Origin of the sequence: Mesorhizobium sp. M1428 (genome assembly GCF_040317515.1) — a bacterium.
Lineage (GTDB): Bacteria > Pseudomonadota > Alphaproteobacteria > Rhizobiales > Rhizobiaceae > Mesorhizobium.
In genome coordinates this window covers 215,309-239,400 of the sequence record NZ_JAMYKT010000005.1, presented here as the reverse complement: position 1 = coordinate 239,400, position 24,092 = coordinate 215,309, and the positions used below count along the sequence as shown (strand labels likewise).

The 24,092-nt window shown below is 61.5% G+C and carries 26 protein-coding genes; 22 read left to right on the top strand and 4 right to left on the bottom strand.

The window, feature by feature from the left end; all coding sequences use genetic code 11:
* Nucleotides 1-7: 7 nt before the first annotated feature.
* A complete protein-coding gene (locus tag NKG60_RS10025; protein WP_023674869.1) occupies nt 8-637 on the bottom strand; it encodes a MarC family protein in 630 nt (209 codons plus the stop codon).
* Nucleotides 638-711: 74 nt separating this feature from the next.
* Nucleotides 712-1,242, bottom strand: a complete 531-nt coding sequence (locus NKG60_RS10020) for a hypothetical protein (protein WP_352666532.1) — start codon at nt 1,240-1,242, stop codon at nt 712-714.
* A gap of 86 nt (nt 1,243-1,328) precedes the next feature.
* On the opposite strand from NKG60_RS10020, the gene NKG60_RS10015 reads away from it, so the two are divergent.
* Together NKG60_RS10015 and gyrA are read left to right on the top strand one after the other, a co-directional pair.
* On the top strand, nt 1,329-2,156 hold the full coding sequence (locus NKG60_RS10015) for a helix-turn-helix transcriptional regulator (protein ID WP_352666534.1): 828 nt from the start codon (nt 1,329-1,331) through the stop codon (nt 2,154-2,156).
* A 148-nt stretch (nt 2,157-2,304) separates the two neighbouring features.
* Entirely contained in the window at nt 2,305-5,091 is a 2,787-nt protein-coding gene (gene gyrA / locus NKG60_RS10010; protein ID WP_352666535.1) for a DNA gyrase subunit A, read from the top strand.
* A gap of 56 nt (nt 5,092-5,147) precedes the next feature.
* Here the strand turns inward: gyrA and NKG60_RS10005 are convergent, their stop codons facing one another.
* Nucleotides 5,148-5,300: a hypothetical protein gene (locus tag NKG60_RS10005; RefSeq protein WP_254817366.1), complete on the bottom strand. Its 153-nt coding sequence runs from the start codon at nt 5,298-5,300 to the stop codon at nt 5,148-5,150.
* Nucleotides 5,301-5,496: 196 nt separating this feature from the next.
* Here NKG60_RS10005 and coaD point away from each other — a divergent pair, with 196 nt between their 5' ends.
* From coaD to NKG60_RS09965, 8 genes are all read left to right on the top strand, one after another.
* Nucleotides 5,497-5,997: a pantetheine-phosphate adenylyltransferase gene (coaD, locus tag NKG60_RS10000; protein WP_352666537.1), complete on the top strand. Its 501-nt coding sequence runs from the start codon at nt 5,497-5,499 to the stop codon at nt 5,995-5,997.
* Nucleotides 5,998-6,072: 75 nt separating this feature from the next.
* The gene (locus tag NKG60_RS09995) at nt 6,073-6,663 is read left to right on the top strand and encodes a peptidylprolyl isomerase (protein WP_352974891.1); all 591 of its coding nucleotides are present in this window, start codon (nt 6,073-6,075) and stop codon (nt 6,661-6,663) included.
* 29 nt (nt 6,664-6,692) lie between these two features.
* Nucleotides 6,693-7,205 (top strand): peptidylprolyl isomerase, encoded by a 513-nt coding sequence (locus NKG60_RS09990; RefSeq protein WP_254817363.1) that lies wholly within the window; start codon nt 6,693-6,695, stop codon nt 7,203-7,205.
* Nucleotides 7,202-7,600, top strand: a complete 399-nt coding sequence (locus NKG60_RS09985) for a hypothetical protein (RefSeq protein WP_352666539.1) — start codon at nt 7,202-7,204, stop codon at nt 7,598-7,600. The genes NKG60_RS09990 and NKG60_RS09985 overlap by 4 nt, the downstream gene beginning before the upstream one ends.
* Before the next feature lie 12 nt (nt 7,601-7,612).
* Nucleotides 7,613-8,698, top strand: coding sequence for a tRNA preQ1(34) S-adenosylmethionine ribosyltransferase-isomerase QueA (gene queA / locus NKG60_RS09980; RefSeq protein ID WP_352666541.1), 1,086 nt, complete (start codon nt 7,613-7,615; stop codon nt 8,696-8,698).
* Nucleotides 8,688-8,957, top strand: coding sequence for a hypothetical protein (locus NKG60_RS09975; protein WP_352448773.1), 270 nt, complete (start codon nt 8,688-8,690; stop codon nt 8,955-8,957). Before queA ends, NKG60_RS09975 begins: the two co-directional genes overlap by 11 nt.
* A gap of 8 nt (nt 8,958-8,965) precedes the next feature.
* Entirely contained in the window at nt 8,966-10,096 is a 1,131-nt protein-coding gene (gene tgt, locus NKG60_RS09970) for a tRNA guanosine(34) transglycosylase Tgt (RefSeq protein ID WP_352666542.1), read from the top strand.
* A 66-nt stretch (nt 10,097-10,162) separates the two neighbouring features.
* Nucleotides 10,163-10,888: an SDR family NAD(P)-dependent oxidoreductase gene (locus tag NKG60_RS09965; protein ID WP_352666544.1), complete on the top strand. Its 726-nt coding sequence runs from the start codon at nt 10,163-10,165 to the stop codon at nt 10,886-10,888.
* A 12-nt stretch (nt 10,889-10,900) separates the two neighbouring features.
* Here the strand turns inward: NKG60_RS09965 and NKG60_RS09960 are convergent, their stop codons facing one another.
* Nucleotides 10,901-11,320 (bottom strand): DUF4864 domain-containing protein, encoded by a 420-nt coding sequence (locus tag NKG60_RS09960; protein WP_352666546.1) that lies wholly within the window; start codon nt 11,318-11,320, stop codon nt 10,901-10,903.
* A 241-nt stretch (nt 11,321-11,561) separates the two neighbouring features.
* Between NKG60_RS09960 and NKG60_RS09955 the strand changes: the two genes are divergently transcribed.
* The 12 genes from NKG60_RS09955 to NKG60_RS09900 all read left to right on the top strand — a co-directional run bounded on the left by NKG60_RS09955 (nt 11,562) and on the right by NKG60_RS09900 (nt 24,088).
* Nucleotides 11,562-11,798: an Lrp/AsnC ligand binding domain-containing protein gene (locus NKG60_RS09955; RefSeq protein ID WP_023674883.1), complete on the top strand. Its 237-nt coding sequence runs from the start codon at nt 11,562-11,564 to the stop codon at nt 11,796-11,798.
* A gap of 172 nt (nt 11,799-11,970) precedes the next feature.
* Nucleotides 11,971-13,383 (top strand): circularly permuted type 2 ATP-grasp protein, encoded by a 1,413-nt coding sequence (locus tag NKG60_RS09950; protein ID WP_352666547.1) that lies wholly within the window; start codon nt 11,971-11,973, stop codon nt 13,381-13,383.
* A gap of 145 nt (nt 13,384-13,528) precedes the next feature.
* Entirely contained in the window at nt 13,529-14,470 is a 942-nt protein-coding gene (locus NKG60_RS09945; protein ID WP_352666548.1) for an alpha-E domain-containing protein, read from the top strand.
* Nucleotides 14,471-14,531: 61 nt separating this feature from the next.
* The gene (locus tag NKG60_RS09940; RefSeq protein ID WP_352666549.1) at nt 14,532-15,326 is read left to right on the top strand and encodes a transglutaminase family protein; all 795 of its coding nucleotides are present in this window, start codon (nt 14,532-14,534) and stop codon (nt 15,324-15,326) included.
* Nucleotides 15,327-15,357: 31 nt separating this feature from the next.
* Nucleotides 15,358-16,089: a proteasome-type protease gene (locus NKG60_RS09935; RefSeq protein ID WP_352448780.1), complete on the top strand. Its 732-nt coding sequence runs from the start codon at nt 15,358-15,360 to the stop codon at nt 16,087-16,089.
* Nucleotides 16,090-16,147: 58 nt separating this feature from the next.
* On the top strand, nt 16,148-17,560 hold the full coding sequence (locus NKG60_RS09930; protein ID WP_352666552.1) for a pyridoxal phosphate-dependent decarboxylase family protein: 1,413 nt from the start codon (nt 16,148-16,150) through the stop codon (nt 17,558-17,560).
* 128 nt (nt 17,561-17,688) lie between these two features.
* Complete coding sequence (locus NKG60_RS09925; protein WP_023674889.1) at nt 17,689-18,456, top strand: DeoR/GlpR family DNA-binding transcription regulator; 768 nt, start codon at nt 17,689-17,691, stop codon at nt 18,454-18,456.
* A 125-nt stretch (nt 18,457-18,581) separates the two neighbouring features.
* A complete protein-coding gene (glpD, locus tag NKG60_RS09920) occupies nt 18,582-20,108 on the top strand; it encodes a glycerol-3-phosphate dehydrogenase (RefSeq protein WP_352666554.1) in 1,527 nt (508 codons plus the stop codon).
* 39 nt (nt 20,109-20,147) lie between these two features.
* Entirely contained in the window at nt 20,148-21,227 is a 1,080-nt protein-coding gene (locus NKG60_RS09915) for an ABC transporter ATP-binding protein (protein ID WP_352666556.1), read from the top strand.
* A gap of 9 nt (nt 21,228-21,236) precedes the next feature.
* Complete coding sequence (locus tag NKG60_RS09910) at nt 21,237-22,304, top strand: ABC transporter ATP-binding protein (protein ID WP_352455722.1); 1,068 nt, start codon at nt 21,237-21,239, stop codon at nt 22,302-22,304.
* A gap of 1 nt (nt 22,305) precedes the next feature.
* Nucleotides 22,306-23,172 (top strand): carbohydrate ABC transporter permease, encoded by an 867-nt coding sequence (locus NKG60_RS09905; protein ID WP_023674893.1) that lies wholly within the window; start codon nt 22,306-22,308, stop codon nt 23,170-23,172.
* A gap of 1 nt (nt 23,173) precedes the next feature.
* Complete coding sequence (locus NKG60_RS09900) at nt 23,174-24,088, top strand: carbohydrate ABC transporter permease (protein ID WP_352666557.1); 915 nt, start codon at nt 23,174-23,176, stop codon at nt 24,086-24,088.
* Nucleotides 24,089-24,092: the final 4 nt, after the last annotated feature.

Here is a 24,092-nt window from a genome sequence, read left to right as displayed (position 1 = left end):
GCAGCTCCTAAGTCGCCATCAGCGCCTTGATGCCGTCGGCGACGAACTGTACGGCGAGCGCCGCCAGGATGACGCCGAGCAGCCGCGTCAGGATCGAACGGCCGGTTTGGCCGAGGATACGGTCGATGCGCTCTGACAGCACGAACACCAGGTAAGTGATGACGAGGCAGATGGCGATGATGCCGACAAGGGCTGTCTGCGCGCCCAAACCCTGAAACGAGCTTGAGAGCAGGACGGTCGCCGAAATCGCGCCGGGACCGGCAATAAGCGGGATCGCCAGCGGAAAGGCGGCGATGTTGTGGATCATGTCCCTGGTGATGGCGACGTCGCCGATCTTCTCCTTGCGGTCCTGCCGGCGCTCGAACACCATTTCGAAGGCGATGAAGAACAGCAGAAAGCCGCCGGCGACGCGGAAGGCCGGCAGGGTGATGCCGAAGACCGACAGGATCGACGCGCCGGCGATTGCGAACAACGCCATCACCAGGAAGGCGATGACCGAGGCGCGCACGGAGACCTGGTTGCGTTCCTCGCGGTTCATGCCGCGGGTCACGGCGAGGAAGAGCGGCGCCAGGCCGGGCGGATCGATCGTCACAAGTATGGTGACGAAGGCGTTGAACAGGCTGTCGAAGCTCGGCATGCTGACCCTCCCCGCCGGCAATGCCGGATATCGGGATTGGTAGAGCAAAGCGGAGCCAGTGGAAACCGTGCGGATCACGGGCTCGCGGCGCGCCGCGCCAGGAACTCGACTTCGAGACGCCAGGTGGCGCCGTCGTCCTGTGAGCGTTCGCCCAGCCAGCGGAACGAATTTTCGGTGATGCGCGAAAAGCTCCAGCGCACAGCAGATCCAGTGCCGTCTGCGCCTTGCTGGATGATGGTGTCGCCCTCGGCACGGCCGAGCTGGCGGCTGTAGTACTGGCTGCGCGGATCGCTCCAGAAGATGTGCCAGGCGTCGACGTCGGGGTCGTAGACGCGCAAAGTCGTGCCATAAAAGGTCCATTTGCCGAGCGACGGCGAGGCGCCAGCGTCACGGGCGGGCAGAATCCATACGTCCTGGATGGCCCGGCCTTCGAGCACCCAGCCGAAATGCACCTCGCCGCGCCCGGTCAGCACCTGGCCGTCCTCGAGATGGCGCGTGGCGTCGAACGTCCAGGCGCCGACGAAGCGGCCGTAAAGGTTCAGTTTCTCGGCAAGGGCCGGTACGGGTCCATCGCTGTGCAGGGCCTTGGCAAAGGAATTGGACATGGCTTCGCTCTGATCTTGTCAGGAGACCGGCAAGCATAGAGGCCGACAGGGGTTCTGCGCTTGGGAAAAATTGCTATATTTCGGCGATGGCGACGAGCGCGCACAGGCTTGCGTCGGGCCGAGGCTGGCAGGTGTCGGATGTCATCTGCACCGCCAGCGCCGCCGACAGGCCATTCGAGGAGGAGCATCGGGATTTCTGCATTGCCGCCGTAACCAGCGGCACCTTCCGCTATCGTGCGCGCCAGGGCACGGCGATGCTGGCGCCGGGCGCGCTCCTGCTCGGCAATCCCGGCACATGCTATGAATGCGGGCATGAGCATTGCGCTGGCGACCGCTGCCTCTCCTTCCATTTCGGACCGGCCTATATGGAGCGGATCGTCGCCGACGTGCCGGGCGCGAAGACGCTCGATTTCGGCACGCCACGCCTGCCGCCCTCGCCGGCGCTGGTGCCGCTGCTCGCCGAAGCGGAGGCGGCGCGCGAGATGGCTGACACCGGCTCGTTCGAGGAACTCGCGCTGCGCATTGCCGGTGCAGCGGTAACAGCGGCTTGCAGCGCCACGGATCGGGGACGGACGCCGAGCCGCCGTGACCAGAAGCGTGTTGCCGAAGCGGTGCGGCGACTCGAACTCGATGCCGACCGGCCGATCTCGCTTGCCGAACTCGCCGACGAGACCGCTACCAGCCCCTACCATTTCCTGCGCACCTTCCGGCACGTCGCCGGCATGACGCCCTACCAGTTCCTGCTGAGAGCGCGGCTGCACAGGGCAGCCGTGGGGCTGCGGACGTCGGATCAGACGATTTCGGCGATCGCCTTTGCAGCGGGATTCAACGATCTATCAACCTTCAATCGTCGTTTCCGGCGGCTGATGGGCGAGGCGCCGGGTACTTATCGCGCCCGCCGGCGACGCCCGTGAAAGGGTGCCACGGCCATATCGTCGCAATTGGTTTATCCTTTTGAATTTGCCGCTAAAAACCACACTGGAAAACGGCCGCGATTGTTGGAGTTTCGGGCCGGCTTCCTATATAAGCACCAAGTGATTCCTGATTAGATTGTGATCCGATTTGACCGACCAAAAGACACCGCGCGGCGCCGACGGCGGCCCCACCGGCATCGAGCCGATATCCATCATTGAGGAGATGCAGCGCTCCTATCTCGATTACGCCATGAGCGTGATCGTCAGCCGTGCGCTGCCGGACGTGCGCGACGGCCTCAAGCCGGTGCATCGCCGCATCCTCTACGCCGCCTATGAGAGCGGCTATCACTGGAACCGCAAATATGTGAAATCGGCACGCCCGGTCGCCGACGTGATGGGTAAATACCATCCGCACGGCGACGCCTCGATCTACGACGCTTTGGTGCGCATGGCACAGGATTGGTCGCTGCGCGTGACGCTGATCGACGGGCAGGGCAATTTCGGCTCGATCGACGGCGATCCTCCGGCGGCGATGCGCTACACGGAATCGCGGCTGACCAAGGTCGCGCATGAGTTGCTGGAAGACATCGACAAGGACACCGTCGATTTCCAGGACACTTACGATGCGTCGGGCAGCGAACCGAAAGTCCTGCCGGCGCGCTTCCCGAACCTGTTGGTCAACGGCTCCGGCGGTATAGCAGTCGGCATGGCCACCAACATCCCGCCGCACAATCTGGGCGAGGTCTGCAACGGCGCCATTGCCCTCATCGACAATCCGGCGATCGACCTTCCGGCGCTGATGGAGATCATTCCGGGGCCGGATTTCCCGACCGGCGGCATCGTGCTTGGCCGTTCCGGCATCTACAGCGCCTATTCGACCGGCCGCGGCTCCATCGTCATGCGCGGCCGCGTCAACGTCGAGGCGCGCGGCAACGACCGTGAATCGATCGTCATCACCGAGGTTCCCTATCAGGTGAACAAGGCGTCGATGATCGAGAAGATGGCCGAACTGGTGCGCGACAAGCGCATCGAAGGCATTTCCGACATTCGCGACGAGAGCGACCGCCAGGGCTACCGCGTCGTCATCGAGCTGAAGCGCGACGCGGTCGCCGATGTCATCCTCAACCAGCTTTACCGCTTCACGCCGCTGCAGACGTCGTTCGGCGCCAATATGGTGGCGCTGAACGGCGGCAAGCCGGAATTGCTGACGCTGACCGACATGCTGAAGGCGTTCGTCGCCTTCCGTGAAGAGGTGATCAGCCGGCGCACGAAATTCCTGCTGCGCAAGGCGCGCGACCGTGCCCATGTGCTGGTCGGCCTTGCCATCGCCGTTGCCAACATCGATGAAGTCATCAAGCTGATCCGCACGGCGCCAGACCCGCAGACGGCGCGCGAGCAGTTGATGGAGCGTCGCTGGCCTTCGGGCGACGTGGAATCGCTGATTCTGTTGATCGACGATCCGCGCCATCGCATCAACGAGGACGGAACCTACAATCTCTCCGAGGAGCAGGCCCGCGCCATCCTCGAACTGCGCCTGCAGCGCCTGACCGCGCTCGGCCGCGACGAGATCGCCGACGAGCTGAATACGATCGGCGACGAGATCAAGGATTACCTGGACATCCTGTCGTCCCGCGCCCGCATCCAGCAGATCGTCAAGGACGAACTCATCGCCGTGCGCGACGAGTTCGGCACACCGCGCCGCACCGAGCTCGCCGAGGGCGGGGCGGACATGGAAGACGAGGACCTGATCCAGCGCGAGGACATGGTCGTCACGGTCAGCCATTCCGGCTACATCAAGCGCGTGCCGCTGTCGCTCTACCGGGCGCAGCGCCGCGGCGGCAAGGGCCGCTCCGGCATGTCGACCAAGGAAGAGGATTTCGTCACCCGGCTGTTCGTCGCCAACACGCACACGCCAGTGCTGTTCTTCTCCTCGCGCGGCATCGTCTACAAGGAAAAGGTCTGGCGCCTGCCGATCGGCAATCCGCAATCGCGCGGCAAGGCGTTGATCAATATGCTGCCGCTCGAACAGGGCGAGCGCATCACCACGATCATGCCGCTACCGGAGGATGAGACGAGTTGGGGCGAACTCGACGTCATGTTTGCCACCACGCGCGGCACCGTGCGTCGCAACAAGCTGTCGGACTTCGTCCAGGTCAACCGCAACGGCAAGATCGCCATGAAGCTGGACGAGGAAGGCGACGAGATCCTCGGCGTCGAGACCTGCACCGACAATGATGACGTGCTTTTGACGGCAAGTTCCGGCCAGTGCATCCGCTTTCCGGTCAGCGACGTACGCGTCTTCCAGAGCCGCAATTCGGTCGGCGTGCGCGGCATTGCGATGGCCGATGGCGACCGGGTGATCTCGATGGCGGTGATCGAGCATGTCGATGCGCCGCCGGCGGAGCGTGCCGCTTACCTCAAGCGGCTGGTGGCCGAACGCCGGCTCGCTGCCGACATCGCGGCCGGCGAGGAGGAAGAAATCCAGCTCACCAATGAAGAGGTCGGCGAAGAGGCGGAGCTGTCCGACGAGCGGTATGAATTCCTCAAGGCGCATGAGCAGTTCGTGCTGACGGTGACGGAATATGGCTACGGCAAGCGTTCGTCGTCCTACGATTTCCGCCTGACCGGTCGCGGCGGCAAGGGTATCCGCGCCACCGACGTCTCGAAAACGGCTGAAATCGGCCGCCTGGTGGCGACCTTCCCGGTCGGCAATGACGATCAGATCATGCTGGTTTCGGATGGCGGTACCGTTATCCGCGTTCCAGTGAACGGTATTCGTTTCGCCAGCCGCGCCACCAAGGGCGTTACCATTTTCAATACCGCAGAGGGCGAGAAGGTCGTTTCGGTGGAGCGAATTTCAGAACCGCAAGCGGATGAAGAGATCGAAGAGAGTGTCGATGCCGAAGGTGGGGAGTCTGACGCTACCGTCGAGTGAGTTTGCCACGACGACGCCAGCCCTATGGGCCGGCGCTGTGAAGAAACCCCCGCAATCTAGAAGTGGCGATAAGGCTTGCGGTTGCCGAAGCCTTCGAACCGCTTGGTATTGGCCTTGGCGCGGACGCGCTGTGCTTCCTGATGCAACCCGAATACGGTAGCGATCAGCATGGCGACGGTCATTGCGGTGGCGAGCATGTAGATCAGCATGTGCGTGTTCTCCTGCGCCTAACAACGATTAGATGGGTGTTTGGTTTCATCTTCTGCAGCTGCAACTTAGTGAACACTGCGTGAAGCCGTTGTGAGCGGCACATTCATCTGTCGTTCACGTCGGCCAAAAGGTTCATGGGGAGGGCCTGCCGATCGGATTTGCCTTTAGGGGAGAGGCTCGCTAGAAGCACCTGCCATGACCGAACGCATCGCCCTCTATGCCGGCTCTTTCGACCCGCTGACCAACGGCCATCTCGACGTGCTGAAGGCGTCGCTGGCCGTGGCGGACACCATCTATGCGGCGATCGGCATCCATCCCGGCAAGAAGCCGTTGTTTTCCTTCGAGGAACGGGTCGATCTGATCGAAACGGCAACGAAGGCAGAATTCGGCAGCGACGGTGCGCGCATCAAGGTTGTCGCCTTCGACGGGCTGGTCATCGACGCGGCCAGGAAGCATGGCGCGTCGATCATGATCCGCGGCCTGCGTGACGGTACCGATCTCGACTACGAGATGCAGATGGCCGGCATGAACGAGACCATGGCGCCGGAGCTGCAGACGGTTTTCCTGCCGGCCAGCCCTTCAGTGCGCACCATTACCGCCACACTTGTACGCCAGATAGCTTCGATGGGAGGCGACATCCGCCCCTTCGTGCCGGCGGCCGTGGCCGGCGCGCTCACCGCCAAATTCGCGAAATAAATGCATGTCACCCAAAAGTGGAACCCGGCTTTGGGTAACGCCATGCATGAACGAAGATATTCGGAGAAAGATCCCATGCAGCTGAAAAAGCTTGCCTTCTTGCTTGCCGTGCTCGCCGGTCTTGTGACCGCATCCGTCTCGGCCTTTGCCGCCGATCCGGAAAACACCATGATCGTAACGTTGAAGGACGGTGACGTGACCATCGCGCTGAGGCCCGACCTTGCGCCGAAGCACGTCGCGCAGATCAAAAAGCTGGTGTGCCAGGGCGCCTACGACAACGTCGCCTTTCACCGCGTCATCGACGGCTTCATGGCGCAGACCGGCGATGTCAAGTTCGGCAACATGAAGAGCGGCTTCAATGCCGACGCCGTCGGCACCGGCGGCTCCGATCTTCCCGACCTGCCGGCCGAATTCTCCAGCACCGAGCACTACCAGCGCGGCGTGGTCGGCATGGCCCGCTCCGACGATCCGAATTCCGCCAATTCGCAATTCTTCATCATGTTCGCGCCGGCACCGCCGCTCGATGGCCAGTACACCATCGTTGGCAATGTCGTCAGCGGCATGGAGCTGGTGGACCACATCAAGAAAGGCGAAGCGGCGCAGAACGGGACGGTGACCGACCCCGATCGCATGATCAAGGTGCGTATCGCCGCCGACGGCAAGTAACCCCAATTGTTCAAAAGGATATTTCTGACATGGCCGAAATCAAGGACCGCGAGAACGCGCTTATCATGGACACGACCAAGGGCAAGGTCGTCATCGAATTGTTTCCAGACCTGGCGCCCGGCCATGTCGGCCGTATCAAGGAGCTGGCGCGCGAAGGCGCCTATGACGGCGTGGTCTTCCACCGCGTCATCGACGGCTTCATGGCGCAGACCGGCGACGTCAAGTTCGGCAATTCCAACAAGCCGTCTTTCGCGCCGTCGCGCGCCGGCACTGGCGGTTCCGACAAGCCCGATCTGAAGGCGGAGTTCTCCAACGCCAACCACGGCCGCGGTACCTGCTCGATGGCGCGCTCGCAGAACCCGAACTCGGCCAATTCGCAGTTCTTCATCTGCTTCGACGACGCCGCCTTCCTCAACCGCCAGTACACTGTATGGGGCCAGGTTATCGAAGGCATGGACAATGTCGACAAGATCAAGCGCGGCGAACCGGTGCAGGATCCCGACAAGATCGTGTCGCTCAAGGTCGCGGCCGACGTGAAATGACCGGCCGGGCTGTCGCGGCCATCGCATTTGTCCTCGTCGCGGCGGCCACACCGGCGCTGGCGACGGAATCGATCGTTTGCAGCGCCGACGGCGGCGCGGCATCGATCGACGTTTTGATGGGACACACGGCCGTCATTGCTGTGGCGCGTGTGTGGCTGGATGCCGGCGGCAAGACATGGACCACGGACGGACAGCCAGGCTCAACGAAAGTCATCGTTGGACAGGCATTCGAAGACGACGAGCGTATGCTTATCGACCTCACCGACGAAGGCATCAGCTCGATCGTCGCCAAGTTGCGGCTGGTCAAAGCCAGCGAGCAGTCCAGTTTCGCGATGGGCGGCACATTGAGTATAGACGGTGTTGGCGCCTGGGCGGTGAACTGCCCGGAACCTTGAGGCGGGGATTCCTTGCGCGTCGACCTTTTCGACTTCGATCTGCCGGAGGAGCGCATCGCGCTTCGCCCAGCCGAGCCGCGCGACAGTGCCAGGATGCTGGTGGTCAGGCCGGGTGAGGGGCTCGAGGACCGGACGGTGCGCGACCTGCCGGGCCTGCTCAAGGCCGGTGATGTGCTGGTCTTCAACGACACCAAGGTCATTCCGGCGCAACTGAAGGGCATCAGGCGGCGCGGGGAGGCGGCGGCGCAGGTCGAAGCCACGCTGCATATGCGGATGGCGCCCGACCGCTGGCTCGCCTTCATGCGTCCCGGCAAGCGCATCTCCGCCGGCGATCGCGTCCATTTCGGCCATGACGCCAATTCCTGCTTTCTCGGCCAACTCGACGCGACCGTGATCGAGAAGGGAGAAGGTGGCGAGGCGCTGCTCGGCTTCGACCTGTCAGGTCCGTTCCTCGACGAGGCGCTGCACGCCGTCGGCCACATTCCGCTGCCGCCCTACATCGCCTCCAAGCGTGACGACGACGAACGCGACCGCAGCGATTACCAGACCATTTATGCGAGGGAGGACGGTGCCGTCGCCGCGCCGACGGCAGGGCTGCATTTCACGCCGGAGCTGTTTGCGACGCTCGACCCCAAGGGCATAGAGCGCCGTTTCGTCACGCTGCATGTCGGCGCCGGCACTTTTTTGCCGGTGAAGGCGGACGACACCGCCGACCACAAGATGCACGCCGAAACCGGTTCGGTCAGCCCCGAGACCGCCGAGTCGCTGAATGCGGCGAAGGCAAAAGGAGGGCGCATTATCGCCGTCGGCACGACATCGTTGCGCTTGTTGGAGAGCGCGGCTGGCGATGACGGCAGGCTGGCCGCGTGGTCGGGCCCGACCGACATCTTCATCACCCCCGGCTATCGCTTCAAGACCGCCGATATGCTGATGACCAATTTCCATCTGCCGCGTTCGACGCTGTTCATGCTGGTTTCGGCCTTCTGCGGTTTGCAGACGATGCGCGCGGCCTATGCGCATGCCATCGAGAACCGCTACAGGTTCTATTCCTATGGAGACGCAAGTCTTCTGTTCAGGGAGGATAATGATGGACGATGACCTGGAAACCTTCGACCGCGAAGCCTTGATCGCCGAGGTCAGGAAACTGCGCGCCGGCATCCGCCAACACCGCGACGCCACCGGCCATGATCTGTGCTGGCATCATCCCGACCTGTGGTCGCTTTTGCCCGAAAAGACGGAGCCGGCGATTGCCGTGCCGCCGTGGCCAAAATTCATGCGCGGCTGCATCCGCTACCGGCAATCACTCGACAAGCAGGCTCCAGATGCGCCGGTATTCGACAAGGAGTTCGATGGCTAGGGAATTCAATGACTGCCGCATTCACCTTTAACGTGCTGGCGACCGACGGCAGGGCGCGGCGTGGCGCAATCACCATGCCGAGCGGGGAAATCCGCACGCCCGCCTTCATGCCGGTCGGCACGGGCGGCACGGTGAAGGCCATGTATATGGATCAGGTGCGCGGCGTCGGCTCGGACATCATCCTCGGCAATACCTACCACCTGATGCTGAGACCCGGCGCAGAGCGCGTGGCGCGGCTCGGCGGCCTGCATGAATTCGCCCGCTGGCCGTATCCGATCCTGACCGACAGCGGCGGCTTCCAGGTGATGTCGCTGTCGAAGCTGCGGAAACTGACCGAGAACGGCGTGACCTTTCGCTCGCATATCGACGGCGGCGCCTACGAGATGTCGCCGGAGCGTTCCATCGAGATCCAGGGGTTGCTCGATTCCGACATCCAGATGCAGCTCGACGAATGCACAGCGCTGCCGGCCAAGCAGAACGAGATCGAGCGTGCCATGGAGTTGTCGCTGCGCTGGGCCGAGCGTTGCAAGACGGCATTCGGCGAGCAGCCCGGCAAGGCGATGTTCGGAATTGTGCAAGGCGGCGACGTGCCTGATTTGCGGCTGCGCTCGGCGCAGGCGCTGAAGGCAATGGAGCTGAAGGGCTATGCGATCGGCGGGCTGGCTGTCGGCGAGCCGCAAGCGGTGATGCTGGAGATGCTCGACATCACTTGCCCGGAGCTGCCGGCTGACCGGCCGCGCTACCTGATGGGCGTCGGCACGCCGGACGATATCTTGAAGTCGGTGGCGCGCGGTATCGACATGTTCGACTGCGTGATGCCGACGCGAGCAGGGCGCCATGGCCTTGCTTATACACGGCGCGGCAAAGTCAATCTGCGCAACGCCCGCCATGCCGACGATCTGCGCCCGCTCGATGAGGAAAGCGACTGCCCGGCCGCACGCGACTATTCGCGCGCCTATTTGCACCATCTGGTGCGCTCGCAAGAGGCGCTTGGGGCGATGCTCCTGACCTGGAACAATCTTTCCTACTATCAAAAGCTGATGCAGGACATTCGTGCCGCCATCGAAGCCGGCACCTTCGAAGCGCGCGCGGCGGAAATTTCTGAGGGCTGGGCGCGAGGCGATATTCCAGCCCTTTGAGCAATGCCTTGCCAGCATGATTGACCGACTGGTTCGCGGGGCGCAGTGTCACGCAGAGGGCGTGTCATGACCGTGACATACGACTTTGGTGGCAAGACCGCGATCGTAACAGGCGGTGCAAGAGGCATCGGCAGGGCCGTGGCCACGAAATTGGCACAGGCAGGAGCCGACGTGTGGATATGGGATACCGATCCTATACCGGCAGACGGGACTCATAGTCAGATGGTCGACGTAGCCAAGGCGGGCGACGTAAGAAAGGCCCTGACCGAGATTGTCGCCAAGGCCGGACGGATCGACATTCTCGTCAACAATGCGGGCTATCTTGGACCTTACCTCGGCTTCGAAGCCTTCGACCCGGCCGAGTGGCAGCGCATTATCCGCGTGAATCTCATCGGCATGTTCGAGTCTACACACCAGGTTTTGCCAGTCATGCGAAGGGCAGGCAGTGGCCGCATCGTCAACATGGGGTCGCTCGCGGGCAAGGAAGGATTGCCGAACCTTGCGGCCTATTCGGCGGCCAGCGCAGGCGTCATCGCTTTCACCAAAGCCCTCTCGCGGGAAGTTTGCGACACCGACATCCGCGTCAATTGCGTCGCGCCCGGCCCAATCGATACAGATCTTATCAGGCGTCTCGGAAATGAAGTCGTCAGCAACATGATCGACGCCAGTCCCCTGAAACGGCTCGGGTCGGTACATGAGGTAGCGGCGTTGGTGTTGTGGCTCTGCTCCGACGCCAGCAGTTTCAACACTGGAGCGGTGTTTGACATCTCGGGAGGCAGAGCACGCTATTGAAGTCAGCCGGTCTCAGGTGCTGAGCGACGTGGACGCTCGCAGGCTGCAGCCGGTGATCCGAAAGCTGCCGTCAGGCTGTAGTTCGAGCGTGTAGACCGCCTCATAGTCCATGCCATCCGGGCCGACGATCAGCACCTGCTGGACGATCGAGGTCGGGCTCGTCTCGCGAACCTTGCCGAAGGAGTAGGTCTGCGGTTGGCGCACCGGCGGATAGCCTTTTGTCACCATGTTCATGAAGGTATCGACCGTCGGAAAGATGCGTTTCACATTCGGTGCGGCAAAGCTGTAGGCCGTCATTCCGTCATTGGCGATGAAGGCCCTCAACTGCCCATCGATGACCGTCTGCGCCGCTTTGACTTCGGCGTCGCCAGCAAAGGCCTGGGATGCGAAAATGAATGGAACGACTGCGAATGCGAAAAACGCGCCGCGCATGGCCTTTCTCCGTTGTCCCTGAGAAATCGCTGCCTGAAGGTACATGATACCATACGCTTTGCAGTGCTTCAGGGTTTCAGCCGAGCGCAAACATTCGGCGTGGCAGTCCGTGTCCAGACCGAGACGCATTGTCGAGGCGAGAACAGCCGGAGCGATTGCCGATGCTTGAAAGGCGAACGGCAGTCTGCCACAAGGGCCGCTCGATTATACCTAGAGCGTGCGATGTGAGCAGGACCAGGCAATGAAGGCATTTTTCGTGCAAATAAAGTGCGATCTGGGCAAGGCCTACGACGTTGCCAGCGCTTTGGCCGATGCCGAGATTGCTTCGGAAATCTACTCGACAGCCGGAAACTATGACCTGCTCGCCAAATTCTATGTCGACGACGAGGAAGACATCGGCCACTTCGTCAACGAGAAAGTGCAGATTCTTCCCGGCATCAAGGACACGTTTACGGTCGTCACCTTTCGCGCGTTTTGATCCGCATCCGGCATCTGCCCGGACACCAGGCAAAGCCTGATCAAGGCCCTATTGGTGCTGCCTTAATTTTAGGCAAGAGCGATATACTGATCGCCGGCGCCCAACAAATCACCGATTGCGCTTGATTTTCTCCAGCGAGGCCAGTGAAATGGCGCCACAGGGGAGTATGCGATTGGCAGCGTTCGACGAAATGCTTCCGGAAGTTTCCGGGCTGAGAAAACCGTATTCGGCTTACGATCGCTGGCTGAAGGAACAGGACCCGGCCAGGCTTACCGAGAAGATGCAGGACGCCGAACGCGTCTTTCGCAAGACAGGCATCACTTTCGCCGTCTATGGCGAGCAGGAAGCATCGGAGCGGCTGATACCCTTCGATATCGTTCCGCGCATCATTTCGGGCAATGAATGGCGACGGCTAACGCAAGGCATCGAGCAGCGCGTCCAGGCGCTGAACGCCTTTCTCGACGACATCTACCATCGCCAGGAGATCTTGCGCGCCGGCCGCGTGCCGAAGGAGTTGATCGCCAGGAACGAGGCGTTCCTGCCCGAGATGATTGGGGTGCGGCCGCCGGCCGGCGTCTATACCCACATCATCGGCGTCGACATCGTGCGCATCAGCGAGAACGAGTTCTACGTGCTGGAGGACAATGCGCGCACGCCGTCCGGCGTCTCTTACATGCTGGAGAACCGAGAGACGATGATGCAGCTCTTTCCCGAGCTGTTCCAGCAGATCAAGGTCCGGCCGGTGGAGAATTATCCGCAGCTCTTGCGCCAGTCGCTGGCGGCAGTGCGGCCGCAAAGCACCAAGGGCGCGCCGACCATTGCCGTGCTGACGCCGGGCAGCTTCAACTCAGCCTATTTCGAACATGCCTTCCTTGCCGACCAGATGGGCGTGCAGCTTGTTGAAGGACAGGATCTGCGCGTCGTCGATGGCCATGTCGCGATGCGCACGACCGAGGGCTACAAGCAGATCGATGTACTCTACCGGCGTGTCGACGATTCGTTTCTCGATCCGCTGACCTTTCGCCCCGACTCGGCACTTGGCGTGCCGGGCATTATGGACGTCTACCGCGCCGGCAATATCACGATCGCCAATGCGCCGGGAACCGGCATCGCCGACGACAAGGCGATCTATTCCTACATGCCCGAGATCGTCGAATTCTACACCGGCCGCAAGGCGATGCTCGGCAACATCCCGACCTGGCGCTGCTCGGAGCCGGACAGCCTGAAATACGTGCTCGAACACATCGACGAATTGGTGATCAAGGAAGTCCATGGGTCCGGCGGTTACGGCATGCTGGTCGGTCCGGCGGCGACTAAGAAGGAATGCGAGGAGTTTTCCAAAAAGCTCGCGGCAAAACCGTCGAACTACATCGCCCAGCCGACGCTGGCACTGTCGACCTGCCCGATCCTGACGGACAAGGGGCTGGCGCCGCGCCATGTCGATCTGCGCCCCTATGTTCTGGTTTCCGACCGTATTCAGATCGTGCCCGGCGGGCTGACCCGAGTAGCGCTCAAGGAAGGCTCGCTAGTCGTCAATTCCTCGCAAGGCGGCGGCACGAAGGATACGTGGGTGTTGGACGATTAGAGTGAGTGAATAGTGAATAGATAAGGGTATGTGTCGTTGATGTTGGTGAAATACCCCGAAGTGAAGCACGCGGCATCGTGCCCTGGAATCTGGACAGTCACCATTCACTATTCACCATTCACTATTCACCGCAGGACCGCCTGACATGCTTCTCGGCCGCACCGCCAACGGGCTTTACTGGATGAACCGCTATATCGAGCGGGCGGAAAACATGGCGCGGCTGGTGGATGCCGGCCTGCGCATGGCGCTGACTCGAACTCAGAACGCTTCGGAGGAGTGGAATTCGGTGCTGCTCAGCGCCGGTTCGGACACCACCTTCACGCAGAAATATTCTGACTACACCGCCGCCAATGTCGCCGATTATCTGCTGCGCGATACATCGAACCCGTCGAGCACGATGTCGTCTATCGAAACGGCCCGTAACAATGCCCGCATGGTGCGTACCGCACTGACGCGTGAAACCTGGGAAAGCATCAACGAAGCCTGGATGTCGCTGAAGCGGATGCTGGCCAAGCCGATCGACGAGCGCGACCTGCCCAACGCGCTCGACGCAATCAAACGCGAGACGGCGCTGATTCGCGGATCGTTCTACGGTACGATGCTGCGCAACGAGATTTTCGATTTTTCGCAGCTCGGCACGTATGTCGAACGCGCCGACAACACCGCGCGCATCCTGGATGTGAAATACTACGTGCTGTTGCCGTCGATCTCCTGGGTCGGCTCGACGCTCGACAACTACCAGTGGGAATCGATCTTGCGCTCGGTGTCGGCGCACCGTTCCTATCGCTGGGTCTATGATGCCGACTACAAACCGAGCAACATCGCCGATTATCTGATCCTCAACGTCCGCATGCCGCGCTCGCTGACCTTTTGCTACCGCTTCCTGACGGAGCATCTCAAATTCCTCGGTGACGATTATGGGGAGCGCCACGCCTGTCATGCAACGGCTGCCAAGACCCAGGCCATGCTGACGGCCGGGTCGATCAAGGATATTTTCGACGCCGGCCTGCATGAATTCCTGGCCAATTTCATCCGCGACAACACGAGGCTCGGCGACGAGATCGCGCAGGATTACAGGTTCTATTGAGCATGACCCCAAAAAGCGGAGACCGGTTTTCGGAAAAGCTCATGCTCCAGGGACGAGTGCGATGCGGCTGAAGATCACCCACCGGACCGAATACCGCTACGATGCGCCGGTGCATTATTTGTTGCAGCGTTTGCGGCTGCTCCCGGTGAACGGGCGCACCCAGACGGTACTGTCCTGGGCGCTGAAGATTGAAGGCGCACGCGAGGAAGTGCGTTTCACCGACCATTTCGGCAATGATACCCGGCTGTTGAGCGTCGAGGGCGAGCGCGACTTCATCACCGTCGAAGCTGCCGGCGAAGTGGTGACGCGCGACACTGCCGGCGTCTGCGGACCGCACCAGGGTTTCGCGCCGCTCTGGCTGTTCGGCCAGGAAACGCCGCTGACGACGATCGGCAGCGGCATTCGTGAGCTTGCTGCCTCGGTGGGCAAGGGCACCGACATTGAGAGGCTGCACCGGCTAATGGCCGTAATCGGCGAGCGTGTCGCTTATATACCCGGCACCACCAACGCGACGACGCCGGCCGAAGAGGCCCTGGCGCTCAAGACCGGCGTTTGCCAGGACCACAGCCATATCTTCGTTGCCGCGGCGCGTGCCATGGATTTCCCGGCGCGCTATATCAGCGGTTATCTGATGATGGATGCAGCGATCGAGCAAGCGGCAAGCCATGCCTGGGCAGAAGCGCATGTCTCGGGCCTCGGCTGGGTCGCCTTCGATGTCGCCAACGGCATTTCTCCCGACGAGCGTTATGTGAAGGTGGCGACCGGCCGCGACTATCGCGACGCCACGCCGGTGTCGGGAATTCGGCAGGGACAGGCGGAAGAACAGCTTGCGGTCACCGTCACCGTGGAGCAGTAATCCCCGGCAAGATTGTTGCCAAAGAGATTCGATGACCTATTGCGTCGGCCTGAAGATCGATCGCGGGCTCGTGTTCATGTCGGACACGCGCACCAATGCCGGCATGGATTCGATCTCGACCTTCAGGAAGATGCATGTCTGGGAAGAGCCGGGCGAGCGCGTCATTGTTTTGATGTCGGCCGGCAATCTGGCGACGACCCAGGCCGTGGTCAGCCTGCTCGACGAACGCACCAAGGCCGTGGCGGAGCGCCGTGCCACGCTGCTCGAAACGCCTTCCATGTACCAGACAGTGCGGTTGGTCGGAGACACCGTCAAGGAGGTCATCGCCAGCTCGTCGCCGGCTGGCGAAAAGGCGGATTCCTACTTCAACGCCTCCTTCATCCTCGGCGGTCAGATCAAGGGCAGCGCGCCGCGCCTGTTCATGATCTATCCGGAAGGCAATTTCATCGAATCCACCGACGACACGCCGTTCTTCCAGATCGGTGAGACCAAATACGGCAAGCCGATCATTATCCGCGCTTATGAAAAGACGATGAGTTTCGCCGAGACGGTGAAGTTGCTGCTGGTGTCGTTCGACTCGACGCTGAAGTCGAACCTGTCGGTCGGCCTGCCGCTCGACCTGCTGTTCTATGAAAAGGACACTTTCAAGGTCGGCCTCAAAAAGCGAATAACCCAGGACGATCAATATTATCGCACGATCTCGGATAGCTGGTCGAACGCGCTGAAGACCGCCTTTGCCAGTTTGCCTGATTTTCCCGAATGAAAACCTACGTTTTTCGTGCTCTTTGATGGCGGCTCGATGAGGCGCTACGGAGGCGAAGATGAATAGCGACGAATTCCGCGAATGGTCGCTGCGAGCGGCTGAATGGGGCGTCGACTACAGAAACAGCCTTCGGGAGAGACCGGTGCGGCCGCTTGTCGAGCCCGGCGAAATCTTCAAAAGCATCGATGCCGCGCCGCCGGAAGACGGTGAAACGATGCAGGCAATTTTCGCCGATTTCAAGCAAAAGATCCTGCCAGGCATGACGCACTGGCAGCATCCGCGTTTCTTCGCCTATTTCCCCGCCAATGCGGCACCGGTCTCCGTCGTGGCCGAGTATCTGGTTTCCGCGATGGCTGCGCAATGCATGCTCTGGCAGACCTCGCCGGCGGCAACCGAGCTCGAGACGCGGGTCGTCGACTGGATGCGGCAGGCGCTTGGTTTGCCGGAGGGATTTTCCGGCGTCATGCAGGATTCGGCTTCATCGGCGACGCTTGCCGCCGTGCTGACCATGCGCGAGCGCGCGCTCGACTGGCAAGGCAACAAGAGCGGCCTGCAAGGCCAGTCGGTGGTGCGGGTCTATTCTTCCGACCAAGTCCATACTTCCATCGACCGGGCGATCTGGGTGTCGGGCATCGGGGAGGCGAACCTCGTGCGCATTCCGGTCGCGGGACGCTTCCGCGCTATGGAGACGGCGGCTCTGGAAGCGGCGATCGTCGCCGACCGCGAAAACGGCATGCTGCCGGCCGGCATTATCGCCAGCGTCGGCGGCACCAGTACCGGCGGCACCGACGATGTCGCGGCTGTTGCCGCGGTGGCGAAGCGGCACGGGCTCTACCTGCATGTCGATGCCGCATGGGCCGGCTCCGCCATGATCTGCCCCGAGTTCCGGCATTTCTGGGCCGGCGCCGAACATGCGGATTCGATCGTCTTCAATCCGCACAAATGGCTAGGCGCACAGTTCGATTGCTCGATGCAATTCATCCGCCAGCCGGAAGACCTCGTGCGCACGCTGGCGATCAAGCCCGAATTCCTCAAGACGCATGGCCGCGACGGGGTCATCAACTACTCCGAATGGTCGGTGCCGCTCGGCCGAAGATTCCGCGCGCTGAAACTTTGGTTCCTGCTGCGTGCGCATGGCTTGGAAAATCTGCGGAACATGATCCGCAACCATGTCGCCTGGAGCGAGAGCCTCGCCGCGCGGCTGGCTCGGGAACCGGATTTCGAGATCGTCACGGAACCGATGCTGTCGCTATTCTCATTCCGCCATCTCGCGGCTGCGGGAATCGACCTTGACGAGCACAATTTGCGACTGGTCAGCGCGATCAACGATGACGGCCGCATCTACCTGACGCAGACCCGGGTGGACGGGCAGGTGGCGATCCGGTTTCAGGTCGGGCAGTTCGAAACGACTGCGGCGGACGTCGACACTGCTTTCGAGGTCATCACTGAGATCGCGCGGGGCCTGAGTTGATAGCCTCGTCGAGATAGCGCCGGAGCTTTTCTCTCTGCAGTCGCCCGATTTTCATTAGCCGGCTCATACCTGTTCATGGCTTTCGTTTTCAGCTATAGACGAGAAAAACGAAAATGAGAGGTTGCTAGATGTATCTGTCGCCGCGTCATTCCGAAATCATCCAGATGGCCAAGGACCATGGCCGCGTACTGGTCGAGGAGTTGGCGACGCATTTCAACGTGACGCCGCAAACGATCCGCAAGGATCTCAACGATCTCTGCGACCAGCGGCTTTTGTCCCGCATCCATGGCGGGGCGTTATTCCCGTCCGGCATCGAGAACATGGAATATGAGGCTCGGCGTAAGATCGCCGCCGAGGAGAAGGAGGCGATCGGTCGCGCAGCAGCCCGGCTGATCCCTGACAACGCGTCTCTGTTCATCAATATCGGGACAACGACGGAAGCTGTCAGCAAGTCGCTGCTCGATCACAGCGGCCTGATGGTCATCACCAATAACATCAATGTCGCCAACAGGATGCGCATATATCCTTCGATCGAGGTGGTGATCGCCGGCGGTGTCGTGCGCGGTTCCGACGGCGGTGTGGTCGGCGAGGCGGCGGTCGATTTCATCAGGCAGTTCAAAGTTGATTTTGCGGTGATCGGCGCCTCGGCCATCGACCATGACGGCGCACTGCTCGACTTCGATTTTCGCGAGGTGAAGGTGGCCCAGGCGATCATCGCCAACGCCCGGCATGTGATCCTGGTGTCGGACCAGACCAAATTCGAGCGAACCGCGCCCGTCCGCATCGGCCATCTGTCGCAGGTCAACACCTTTATCACCGATCGTTGCGACATCCCGTCGGTGCGTAAGATCTGCCAGGAGGCAGAAGTTCAGCTGATCGAAACGTCGCTCTCCTAGAGATGCCGTCGCGGCATCTTCCGCCCAATATATTTCGTTTGACATTCGTTATCATTTCGAAATAATTCCGCTACGGTTTCGCAAGATCCCAAATATGCTGCAATGCGAAATCGAGGGAGGATTCTTTGAGCGCATCACCGATTCATGACATTTTCGTCATCGGTGGCGGCATCAATGGCTGCGGCATCGCCCGCGATGCTGTTGGACGTGGCTTTTCGGTCTTTCTTGCCGAGATGAACGATCTGGCCAGCGGGACCTCTTCCGGCTCAACTAAACTGATCCATGGCGGCTTGCGCTATCTCGAATTCTACGAATTCCGCCTGGTACGCGAAGCGCTGATGGAACGCGAGGTCCTGTGGAGGAACGCGCCGCACATCATCTGGCCGATGCGCTTCGTGCTGCCATACGCCAAGGGGCTGCGTCCGGCCTGGCTGATCCGGCTCGGGCTTTTCCTCTACGACCATATTGGCGGGCGCAAATTGCTGCCGCCGACGAAAACGCTGGACATGGCCAAGGATCCGGCCGGCAAGCCGCTGAAGCCGCTGTTTCGAAAGGCGTTCGAATATTCGGACGGTTGGGTCAACGATGCCCGGCTGGTTGTGTTGAACGCCCGTGACGCTGCCGAGCGCGGCGCAACCATTCGAACCCGAACAAAGGTCGTCAGCGCACGCCGCGAAGGCAATCTCTGGACGGTCAGGCTTGAAAATGTGCGGACCGGCGATACCGAGGAGGTCAAGGCGCGGCTGCTGGTCAATGCCGCCGGCCCGTGGGTCGATCAGGTGCTGTCGGCCACCGTGGGCTTGAACGACGTGCACAATGTCCGCCTCGTACAAGGCAGCCACATCGTCGTTGGCAAGAAATTCGACGACCCACGCGCATATTTCTTTCAGAACAAGGACGGGCGCATCATTTTCGCCATCCCTTACGAGGACGAATTCACGCTCATCGGCACCACCGATCGGGACTATCCCGGCGATCCGCACAACGTCAGGATCAGTGACGCCGAGATCGACTATCTCTGCGCTGCGGCAAGCGAATATTTCGCGCAGCCGGTCAAGCCGTCGGATATTGTCTGGACCTATTCCGCGGTGCGGCCGCTCTACGACGATGGCGCCTCAAAGGCGCAGGAAGCTACCCGAGACTATGTGCTGAAGGCCGATGGAGGCGAGGGTGCCGCCCCGATCGTCAACGCCTTTGGCGGCAAGATCACGACCTACCGCCGATTGTCGGAATCAATGCTTGAGAAGATCGAGGGTTTTCTCGGCAAGCGCGGGAAGCCATGGACGGCAAACGCGCCGCTGCCCGGCGGTGACTTTCCCGTCACCGGCTTCGATGCCGAGGTGGCGAAACTGAAAACGGCATACCCGTTCCTCGATGCGCGGCTGGCCCGCCGGTTGACCCGGCTCTACGGCACCCGCACAAGGAAGCTGCTGGGCCTCGCTAAGTCGAACGTCGATCTTGGCCGCAACTTCGGCGCCGATCTCTACGAAGCCGAGGTGCGCTACCTCGTCGAAAACGAATGGGCGATGACTGCCGAGGATGTATTGTGGCGCCGGACCAAGCGCGGCCTGCGTCTCAGCCGTGAGCAGGCGGCAGTGCTCGACGAGTTCATGCGCGGAATAAGCCGGCAGCACGTAGCGGCTGCCGAATAGGGACGGCCGACTGATGCAGAAAGCCTGGGAGGAGGCATCATGCTTGAACTGAGAAACGTGACGAAGACGGTGGGTGCGGCGGAACATATCCGCGACGTCTCAATGACGCTTCAGCACGGCTCGCTCAACGTCCTGCTCGGGCCGACGCTCTCCGGCAAGACCAGCCTGATGCGGCTGATGGCGGGCCTCGACGTGCCGACCTCCGGCTCGGTCTGGTTCGATGGCAAGGATGTCACCGGCATGCCGGTGCAAAAGCGCAACGTCGCCATGGTCTACCAGCAATTCATCAATTATCCGGCGATGACGGTCTACGAGAACATCGCCTCGCCGCTGCGGGTGGCCGGCACGGATCAGGCAACGATCGACAGGGAGGTGCGCAATGCCGCCGCCCTTCTCAAACTCACGCCCTATCTCGATCGGACGCCTCTCAGTCTGTCGGGCGGCCAGCAGCAGCGCACCGCGCTGGCCCGCGCCATCGTCAAGAATGCCAGCCTCGTGCTGCTCGACGAGCCGCTTGCCAATCTCGACTACAAGCTGCGCGAAGAATTACGCGCGGAACTGCCGAAAGTCTTCGCGGCCGCCGGCACAATCTTCGTTTATGCCACGACCGAGCCGCACGAGGCCTTGCTGCTCGGCGGCAACACGGCGACGCTTTCCGAGGGCAGCATCACCCAGTTCGGGCCGACCATCGAAGTGTTCCGCAAGCCGGTCGATCTGGTGACGGCGAGAACCTTCGCCGATCCGCCGCTCAACACCATCGTGCTTGCCAAGAAGAGCCTGGATTTCCTGCTCGAGGGAGGCGTGAAATTGCCGGTGCCGGCCGAGCTCTTCGGCATTGCCGATGCGATCTATACGATCGGCTTCCAGCCCCATCATCTTTCCCTCGATCGGCCCAACGCCGCCGCAGTGCCGGTGCGCGCAAAGGTGACGATCACCGAGATCACGGGATCGGAAAGCTTCATCCATCTCGATTTTGCCGATGCCCGCTGGGTCATGCTGACCCACGGCATTCGCGACTTCGAGCCGGACGAGGAAGTCGAGGTGTTCATCGACCCGCGCCACATCATGGTCTTCGACGAGCACGGCCGCGCCGTGGCCGCGCCGAAGCTGGCGGCTTAGGAGGAAGCGATGGCGCGCATCGACGTCAATCATATCCGCCACTCCTATCTGCAGAACCCGCGCACGGATGCCGATTTCGCGCTGAAGGAAGTGCACCACACGTTCGAGGATGGCGGTGCTTATGCCCTGCTCGGCCCGTCCGGCTGCGGCAAGACCACGCTGCTCAACATCATTTCGGGATTGCTGCATCCCTCGCATGGCCAGCTGCTGTTCAACGGCAGGGACGTGACCAATCTGTCGACCCAAGAGCGCAACATTGCCCAGGTCTTCCAGTTCCCGGTGATCTACGACACGATGACCGTCTACGACAATCTGGCATTCCCGCTGCGCAATCGCGGCGTGCCGGAGGCCGACGTCGACCGCAAGGTGCGCGAGACGCTGGAGATGACCGGGCTGGCCGACATGGCCAAACGAAAGGCGCGCGGACTGACCGCCGACCAGAAGCAGAAAATCTCGCTCGGACGCGGGCTGGTGCGGTCCGACGTCAATGCCATCCTGTTCGACGAACCTTTGACCGTCATCGACCCGCATATGAAATGGGTGCTGCGCTCGCAGTTGAAGCAGCTTCACCGCCGCTTCGGCTACACCATGGTCTATGTCACGCACGACCAGACCGAGGCGTTGACCTTCGCCGACAGGGTGGTCGTCATGTATGACGGCGAAATCGTGCAGATCGGCACACCGGCGGAGCTGTTCGAGCGCCCGCGCCACACCTTTGTCGGCTATTTCATCGGCTCGCCCGGCATGAATGTCATGCCGGTGGCGATCGACGGCAAGACCGCGAAGCTGGGCTCGCAGCAGATCGAACTGCCGGGCGTGCCCAAGGCGGGCGGCGGCGCCATCGAGCTCGGCATCCGTCCCGAATATGTGCGCCTGGGCAGCCAAGGCATGGCCGTCCGGGTCAGCAAGGTCGAGGACGTCGGCCGCCACAAGGTGGTCCGTGCCAATCTCGAAGGGCGCGAGATCGCCGCCGTCATCGGCGAGGACGAGACAGTTCCGGCCGATCCGAAGGTGCGGTTCGACCCGGCCGGCATCAACATCTATGCCGATTCCTGGCGCGTCGAGATGGGAGCCTGAAGTGGAAAAGACCTGGAACAACAGAGCCTGGTTCCTGGTGCTGCCGGTGCTGCTGCTGGTGGCGTTCTCGGCGGTCATACCGCTGATGACGGTCGTCAATTATTCGGTGCAGGACACTTTCGGCAATAATGTCTTCTTCTGGGCCGGCACCGAGTGGTTCGAGGAACTGCTTTCCTCCAGTCGCTTCTGGCAGGCGATGATCCGCAACCTTGTCTTCTCCTTCATCATCCTGGCGATCGAAGTGCCGCTCGGCATCTTCATTGCGCTCAATATGCCGAAGAAGGGTTGGGGCGTGCCTGTTTGCCTTGTTTTGATGGCGTTGCCGCTGCTGATCCCATGGAACGTCGTCGGCACCATCTGGCAGGTGTTCGGGCGCAACGACATTGGCCTGCTCGGCTATTACGTCAACGCGCTCGGCATCGACTATAATTATGTGCAAGACCCTTATGACGCCTGGGTCACGGTCATCATCATGGACGTCTGGCATTGGACCAGCCTCGTCGTTCTGCTCTGCTACGCCGGCCTGGTCTCGATCCCGGATGCCTTTTATCAGGCGGCCAAGATCGACGGCGCCTCACGCTGGGCGGTGTTCCGTTACATCCAGCTGCCGAAGATGAACCGCGTGCTGCTGATCGCCGTGCTGCTGCGCTTTATGGATAGCTTCATGATCTACACCGAACCGTTCGTGGTGACCGGCGGCGGACCCGGCAACTCGACGACCTTTCTTTCGATCGATCTCGTCAAGACGGCGCTCGGCCAGTTCGACCTCGGCCCGGCGGCGGCGATGTCGCTGGTCTACTTCCTTATCGTCCTGCTGTTGTCGTGGGTGTTCTACACCGTGATGACCAATTACGACGCGGAGCGTTGAGATGAGCCGCACCGAAGAGAGAGCCGATAGGGTGAGCGAGACGACGGCTTCGGAAGGGCTCGCCAGCGCGCTGCGGCAGGACGAGATCGCACGGCTGATGCGCCGTCGCGGCGAGGAGTCGCGCTGGTGGTGGATCGTGCCGACGCTCTACATCGTCGTTCTGCTTTTGCCGATCTACTGGCTCATCAATATGAGCTTCAAGACCAATGGCGAGATCGTCTCGTCGCTGACGCTCTACCCGCACGCGCCGACATTGGCGAATTACCGCACCATCTTCACCGACGCGTCCTGGTATTCTGGCTACATCAACTCGATCACCTATGTGGTTATGAACATGGTGATTTCGGTGGCTGCGGCACTGCCTGCTGCCTATGCCTTTTCGCGCTATCGCTTCCTCGGCGACAAGCACCTGTTCTTCTGGCTGCTGACCAACCGCATGGCGCCGCCGGCGGTGTTCGCGCTGCCATTCTTCCAGCTTTATTCGGCCTTCGGCCTTATCGATACCCATATCGCCGTGGCTCTGGCGCATTGCCTGTTCAACGTGCCGCTGGCGGTGTGGATCCTAGAAGGTTTCATGTCGGGCGTGCCCAAGGAGATCGATGAGACCGCCTATATCGACGGCTATTCGTTCCCGCGCTTCTTCATCAAGATCTTCATGCCGCTGATTGCGAGCGGCATCGGCGTGGCGTGCTTCTTCTGCTTCATGTTCTCGTGGGTCGAGCTGCTGATCGCCCGCACGCTGACGACCACGGACGCCAAGCCGATCGCCGCGACCATGACCCGCACCGTTTCGGCCGCCGGCATGGATTGGGGGCTGCTCGCCGCAGCCGGCGTGCTGACGCTGATCCCGGGCGCGCTCGTCATCTGGTTTGTGCGCAACTACATCGCCAAGGGCTTTGCCCTGGGGAGGGTATGATGGA